Source organism: Streptomyces sp. 8K308 (assembly GCF_004348315.1).
Lineage (GTDB): Bacteria > Actinomycetota > Actinomycetes > Streptomycetales > Streptomycetaceae > Streptomyces.
In genome coordinates this window covers 1-6,330 of the sequence record NZ_SMKC01000386.1, presented here as the reverse complement: position 1 = coordinate 6,330, position 6,330 = coordinate 1, and the positions used below count along the sequence as shown (strand labels likewise).

The 6,330-nt window shown below is 74.6% G+C and carries 6 protein-coding genes and 1 pseudogene; 3 read left to right on the top strand and 4 right to left on the bottom strand.

Going from position 1 to position 6,330, the window contains the following annotated elements:
• Nucleotides 1-534: pseudogene (locus E1265_RS31995) on the bottom strand (hypothetical protein); the annotation flags it as partial.
• Nucleotides 535-664: 130 nt separating this feature from the next.
• Complete coding sequence (locus E1265_RS31990) at nt 665-1,312, bottom strand: TetR/AcrR family transcriptional regulator (RefSeq protein WP_132934462.1); 648 nt, start codon at nt 1,310-1,312, stop codon at nt 665-667.
• An 84-nt stretch (nt 1,313-1,396) separates the two neighbouring features.
• Here E1265_RS31990 and E1265_RS31985 point away from each other — a divergent pair, with 84 nt between their 5' ends.
• A complete protein-coding gene (locus tag E1265_RS31985; RefSeq protein ID WP_207931292.1) occupies nt 1,397-2,080 on the top strand; it encodes a cysteine hydrolase in 684 nt (227 codons plus the stop codon).
• Nucleotides 2,081-2,349: 269 nt separating this feature from the next.
• On the opposite strand, the gene E1265_RS31980 is transcribed toward E1265_RS31985, so the two are convergent.
• On the bottom strand, nt 2,350-3,120 hold the full coding sequence (locus E1265_RS31980) for a PEP/pyruvate-binding domain-containing protein (protein WP_132934460.1): 771 nt from the start codon (nt 3,118-3,120) through the stop codon (nt 2,350-2,352).
• Between the two features lie 156 nt (nt 3,121-3,276).
• Between E1265_RS31980 and E1265_RS31975 the strand changes: the two genes are divergently transcribed.
• The gene (locus E1265_RS31975) at nt 3,277-4,152 is read left to right on the top strand and encodes a universal stress protein (RefSeq protein ID WP_243741258.1); all 876 of its coding nucleotides are present in this window, start codon (nt 3,277-3,279) and stop codon (nt 4,150-4,152) included.
• 25 nt (nt 4,153-4,177) lie between these two features.
• Here E1265_RS31975 and E1265_RS31970 read toward each other — a convergent pair whose 3' ends face one another.
• Nucleotides 4,178-5,383 (bottom strand): serine hydrolase domain-containing protein, encoded by a 1,206-nt coding sequence (locus E1265_RS31970; RefSeq protein WP_132934459.1) that lies wholly within the window; start codon nt 5,381-5,383, stop codon nt 4,178-4,180.
• Between the two features lie 125 nt (nt 5,384-5,508).
• Here E1265_RS31970 and E1265_RS31965 point away from each other — a divergent pair, with 125 nt between their 5' ends.
• Nucleotides 5,509-6,165: a response regulator transcription factor gene (locus tag E1265_RS31965; protein ID WP_132934458.1), complete on the top strand. Its 657-nt coding sequence runs from the start codon at nt 5,509-5,511 to the stop codon at nt 6,163-6,165.
• Nucleotides 6,166-6,330: the final 165 nt, after the last annotated feature.

Genomic DNA, 6,330 nt, shown 5'->3' with positions numbered 1-6,330 from the left:
CCCCATGACCCAGATCCCGGCCCCCTCTCTGAGGTCGCTCTGGTTCGCCACGGCGTCGTTGAGCGCCCGCACCCAGTCGTTCCACTCCGCGATGGCCGCGTTGAGGTGGTTGAGGTACTTGGTGTCAAGACCCTGGGGGTTGTGGATCAGCCCGCGGACGTCGTCCTTGGTGGCGAGCGCCAGGTTCATGGCGTGCACGAGGTGCCCGACCACGGCGTCGATGTCGGCGCCGCCGTCCTGCAGGCCCCCTCGCGTCTCGTCGATGCGGGCCTCGCTGTTCACCAGCGAGGAGCCGTCCAGGCCCCCGCCGCGCTGGGAGATCTCGGTGGCCCGCACCGCGAGGTCCTGTGCTCCCCGCGCCTCGGCGGCCGCCCGGCCGTAGGCGGCGGCGGTGGCGGCTATGTCGTCGGTGTTGATCTCCTTGTCGAACTCGAGCTGCCGGGTCCACGGCTTCCTGTTGCCGGGTGTCGCCGCCTCGACGTCGTCCCTGGTGAAGAAGACCGGGGAGGCCGAGGGCGGGAGTTCGGGGGGCATGAACGATCCACTCCCTTGAAGCCGTGGCTGCTCGCCGCTTGGCCCGGCGGACGCCCTGGCCGTCGTTGGGAGGCAACCCTGCCCCACCGGTGTCGGGAGGGGTGCCGACGGCCGCGGCACCCGCCGTCGGTCACCGGGGCACGGCCCGGCCCCCGTCCTCGGCGGGCGCCGGCAGTGCGAAGGTCCGCCGGTGTAGCAGGGCCAGCCGGTCGCCCAACTCCTCCTGTGACCAGCCGCGTTCGGCGAGGAGCGCGGACACCAGGTCGGAGGAGACCAGCGACCGCATCATGTCAGCCGCCGTCCGCACCGTCCACGGCGGTGCCAACCGCCGCTCGGCGGCGAGCCATTCGGCCAGCCGCCGGCAGTGCGCCAGTTGGGAGGCCGCGGCCCGCTCGTAGTGCCGGGCGGCGTCGGGGTCCTGTGCCCTGACCCGCCGCACGGCCTCGTCCACGGCCAGCACGCGCGGGTGGTAGCGGGCCAGGTGCCTGGCCCACTCGTCGAGCCCGGCCACCGCGTCGGGGGCCTGCCACACCCGGTCGACCGACTCGTAAAGACCCTCCTCGCCCGCCACGTGGTCGAAGAGGGCCGTCACCAGTTCGGTGCGGGAGGCGAAGTGCAGGTAGATCCCGCGCCGGGAGACGCCCACGCGCTCGGCGACCGCCGTCATGGTCAGCGCCTCGAGACCGCGCTCCTCAAGGAGCGCGCGGGCCCCCGCCAGGATCGCCGAGCGGGTCCGCCGGCCGCGGGCGTTGCGTGGGGCGTCGATCGACTTCGTCATGCGGACCACCGTTGCATAGAACTGCACACCATGTGTACTTTAGAAACTACACACCCTGTGCACTTTAGCCGGTCGGAGCCCACCATGACCCACACCATCGACGCCCGCCCCGAGCCCGTCGCCGTCGACGCGGCGAGCACCGCCGTGCTCGTGGTCGACATGCAGAACGACTTCGCCGCCGAGGGCGGCGGCGTCGACCTGGGCGGCGGTGACATCTCCCTGCTCAGGGCGACGATCGCCCCCATCGCCCGCGTGCTGACCGCCGCCCGCGGCGCGGGCCTGCCGGTGGTCTACCTCCAGCACGGCTACCTCCCCGACCTCTCCGACCTGGGCCCGGAGGACAGCAAGAACCGGCTCGTCCACACCACCGTGGGCCGCACTGTCGCCGCCCCCGACGGCACCGAGGGCCGGGTGCTTGTCAGGGACACCTGGAACACCCGGATCCTCCCGGAGCTGGACCCCGGGCCGAACGACGTCGTCATCGGCAAGAACCGGTTCAGCGGCTTCCACGACACCGAGCTCGACGCGACCCTGCGCCGCCTCGGCGTCCGCGACCTGGTCGTCACCGGCTGCACCACGAGCGTCTGCGTGGAGTCCACGGTCAGGGACGCCATGTTCCGCGACTACCGCCCGATCCTGCTCAGCGACTGCGTCGCCGAGATCCAGGGCCCGGCCCACCACGAGTCGTCCCTGATCCTCGTCGAGCGCCTCTTCGGCTGGGTCACCGACTCGGCGAGCTTCCTGCGCGCCCTCGGCGCACGGGGCTAGCCAGGCCGGCGGCGCCACCCGCGTCGCCGCGGGTCAGGGCGTTCCGGAAGCCGTCGCACGCGCTCGGCGGTAGCGTGGCAGGTGGGGACGGATCGAAAGCCCAGGTAGCGTGCGCGATGCCCAGGCCGCACGACGAACCGCGTCCCGGAGCCGATGAGCTGCTGCACACCCTCACGCGGCTCGCCGGCGAGGTGCTCGAGCGCACCAAACCGCAGCAGGCCCGGGCCGAGCTGGCCTTCGCCCCCGGGTCCGTGTCTCCGGCACCCGCGTCAGGTCGAGGTCCCGCTCCTCTTGTGCAGGAAGGGCTTGAACACCTCGTACTCGTCGGGGTCGACCGCGCCGGAGACCACGGACTCGCCGAGCCCGAAGGCCGCGTTGACCAGCACGACGCGCGGGAAGCCGCTGTCGGTGTCCAGCGTGAACATCACCCCGGCGCCGGCCCGGTCCGAGCGCACCATCTGCTGCACGCCCACGGACAGCGCCACCCACGGGTGGTCGACGTGCTGGTGCTCCCGGTAGCTGATCGCCCGGTCCGTGAACAGCGAGGCGTAGCAGCGGCGGCCCGCGTCCACCACAGCGTCCTCGCCGGTGACGCCGAGGAAGGTCTCCTGCTGCCCCGCGAAGCTGGCCTCGGGCAGGTCCTCGGCGGTGGCGCTGCTGCGCACCGCCACGTCCACGTCGGCCCGCCCGAGGCGCTCGCACAGCTCGCGGTAGGCGCGGCGGATCGCCCCGTCCAGGGCGGCCGGCAGCGGGGTGTCCAGGATCCGCTCGCGGACCGCCCGCCCCACGTCGGCGAGTTCCGCGCCGTCGCGCAGGGTGTCGAGCCGCTCGCCGACGGCCGTCCCCAGGCCGTCGGCGGCCAGGTACTCGCGGTAGGCGTCGGCGGTGGTGGCGAAGCCGGCGGGGACCCGGATGCCGCGCGGGGCCAGGTTGCCGATCATCTCGCCGAGCGAGGCGTTCTTGCCGCCGACCACCGCCACGTCCTGGGCCGACAGGTCCTCGAACCAGCGGATGCGGTCGTCCTCCGTGGTGCCGGTCATGGTGTGCCTCATTCTCGCGTCCCTCGGGTTCCTGGGTCCGGCGTCGCTCGGTGCGGCGGGTAGCCGCCCGGGTGGGCCGTAAACCCGCCCGATGCTGGCGCTCCTCGCTCCGCTCGCCGTCCGCCGCGTGGCGGGAACCGTCTCCGGGTGCTGTGCTTGACGGGAAGCGTGGACGCCGAGGAGGCGGTGACAGCGGTGGCGCAGCCCATGGTGGTGGGGGTGGACGGGTCGGAGTCCTGCCTGGCCGCGGTCGACTGGGCGGTGGACGAGGCGGCGCGCCACGAACGCCCGGTGCGGCTGGTGTACGGCTCGTTCTGGGAGCGCTACGAGGGCCTCACGTCCGACGCCGGGCTCGACCGGCCGGACGGCGGGACGCTGGGCCGCGAGGTGCTGGCCGCGGCCGAGCGGCGGGCCGCCGGCCGGGGGCCCGCCGTCGAGGTCTCCACCGCCGCCCGCGCCGAGCCGCCCGTGCGGGCCCTGGTCGAGGAGGGCCGGAGCGCCTTCGCCGTGGTGGTCGGGTCCCGTGGCCGGGGCCCGTTGGCCAGCATGATGCTCGGCTCGGTCAGCCTCGGTGTGGCCGGCCGCGCCGACTGCCCGGTCGTGGTGGTGCGCGGGACGCGGGCGACGCCGGCAGGCCGCCGCGTCGTGCTGGGCGTCAGGGGCGCGGAGCGGGACGCCGAGGCCCTGGAGTTCGCGTTCCGGGAGGCCGAGGTCAGGTCCTGCGGGCTGCTCGCGCTGCACGCCTGGCGGCCCACGACGGACGCGGCCCGCGCCGCCGACGAGGCCGCCGCCAGGGCGCTGCTCGACGACGCGCTGGCGCGGGCGGCCGAGCGGCACCCCGGCGTCCGGGTGACGCGGGACATCGCCGAGGGCCCGGCGCGCCCGGCGCTGCTCGGCGCGGCCGAGGCGGCGGACCTACTGGTCGTCGGCGCCCACCGGCGGCGCGGCGAGGACGGCCTGCACCTCGGTCTCACCGGCCACGCGCTGCTGCACTTCGCCGCCTGCCCGGTGGCCGTGATCCCGCGCCCGTGACCGGCCAGGACCGGCGCCCGCCGCGTCACGCCCCCGCGGCGACGATCAGCTCGCGGGCCCTGGTGGGGACGGCCGGCGGGGTGCCCGGGGGCACGTCGTAGTTGGCGAGGACCACCGCGACCCAGCCGGTGTCAGGAAAGAGCTCCACGCTGGTCGAGATGCCCTGGGACCCGCCGCCGTGTCCGATCACCCACTGGCCCCGCTCCAACGCGGCCATCGGGCCGTACGCCTGGAACACCGTCCGGCCGGTGCCACCACCGCCACCACCACCGCCGGGCGGGGCGGGCGGCAGCTTCCCGCCGAGCGTGATGTCCGTGTACGCCGGGTCGAGCAGCTCACCGCCGGTCAGCGCCCGCGCGAAGCGGTCCAGGTCGGCGCAGGTCGCGAAGGCGTCCCCGGCCGGGGTGCCGATGAACAGCCGGTCCTCGAGGACGTCCTCCCGCCCGCCCGAGTCCGTGCGGGCGTAGGGGTGCGCGAGGCGGCGGTCGGCGCGCCACCGCGGCTTGGTGTAGAAGTCGGAGCCGGTCATCCCGGCCGCCGCGAAGACGTGCTCCCTGACGTGGTCGTGGTACGACCGGCCCGCGACAGCCGCGACGATCTCGCCGAGCACGTGGTAGCCGGCGTTGCTGTACGCGAACCCGGCGCCGGCCTGGAACACCGGCCGGTCGGCCCGGACGTACCGCGCGAAGCCCGCCATCACCTCCTCCGCGCTGTCCCAGGTGCGCGCCTCCTCCCAGAACCCCGGCATCCGGAACGGGTCGCCCATCCCCGAGGTGTGGGTGAGGAGGTGGTGAACGGTCACCCGGTCGGCGACCTCGGCGGGGAAGCCGTCGAGGTAGGCGCCGACCTTCGCCTGGTACGCCACCTTCCCCCGCTGGACGAGCTGCGCCACGGCCACGGCGGTGAACAGCTTGGTCACCGAGGCCAGCGAGAAGGCCGTGTCCGGGCCGTTGGGGACGGACCGGTCGCGGTCGGCCATGCCGTGGGAGCGGGCCAACACCGGCCGCCCGCGGTGGGTCAGCAGCACGCTGCCGGAGAACCGGCCCTGCGCCGCCTCCTCCCGGAGGAACGCGTCGAACGCGCCGCCGGGCCTGAGCTCCGGCGGGACGCGGCTGGACCCGGCCCCCGCTGTCGCGGCCCGGGCGGTCCCGGTTCCGGCCAGCGTCACGCCGGTGGCGGCTACGGAGGCGCCGAGGGCGCCGAGGACGGTGCGGCGAGTGGTGGTGGTCATGAGGACGTCACCCTTCGGGCGGGGTTGGAGACGGTACGGTCCGCACTTCTACCGACGCGCGCCGCTCGGCCGCCGATCGTCGTTCCATACGCGGTCCATAGGCCGGCGTCGGCACACTTCCACGCATGCGGGTTCTGCTGGTGGAGGACGAGCGACCTCTGGCGAAGTACGTGGCGGCCGGCCTGCGCAGGCACGGCTTCGCCGTCGACCTGGCGGCCGACGGCGCCTCGGCGCTGGAGAAGTGCGCCCACACTCCGTACGACGTGGTCGTGCTCGACCGGGACCTGCCGGTGGTGCATGGGGACACGGTGTGCCGGCGCCTCGCCGGGGACGGGGGGCACCGGGTCCTCATGCTCACCGCCGCCGACTCGGTCGAGGACCGCGTCGCCGGCCTGACCCTGGGCGCCGACGACTACCTGAGCAAGCCGTTCGCGTTCTCCGAACTCGTCGCCCGCGTCTGGGCGTTGTCGCGCCGCAGCGTCCCGGCCCGGCCTCCGGTGCTGCGGGCGGCCGACGTCGTGCTCGACCCGGCCAGGCGGCTGGCCGAGCGCGGGGGCCGGGCGCTGCACCTGACGCCCAAGGAGTTCGGCGTGCTCCACGAGCTGCTGGCGGCCCGAGGCGACGTGCTCAGCGCCGAGGCGCTGTTGGAGAAGGTGTGGGACGAGCACGCCGACCCGTTCACCAACGCCGTTCGCATCACCGTCGGCACGCTGCGCCGCAAGCTGGGCGACCCGCCGCTGATCGACACCGTCACCGGCGTCGGCTACCGCGTCAGGGCGTGACGTGCCGTACCGTCCCGTGCCCCCGCAGCTGACGGCCCGCGGCCGGCTCACCCTGCTGCTCACCGCCCTGGTCCTGGCCGCCGGCCTGGTGCTGACCGCCCTGACCTACCTGCTGATGCGGCGGTACCTCGCGCCCCGGGTCGGCTTCGTCCATCTCACCACGAC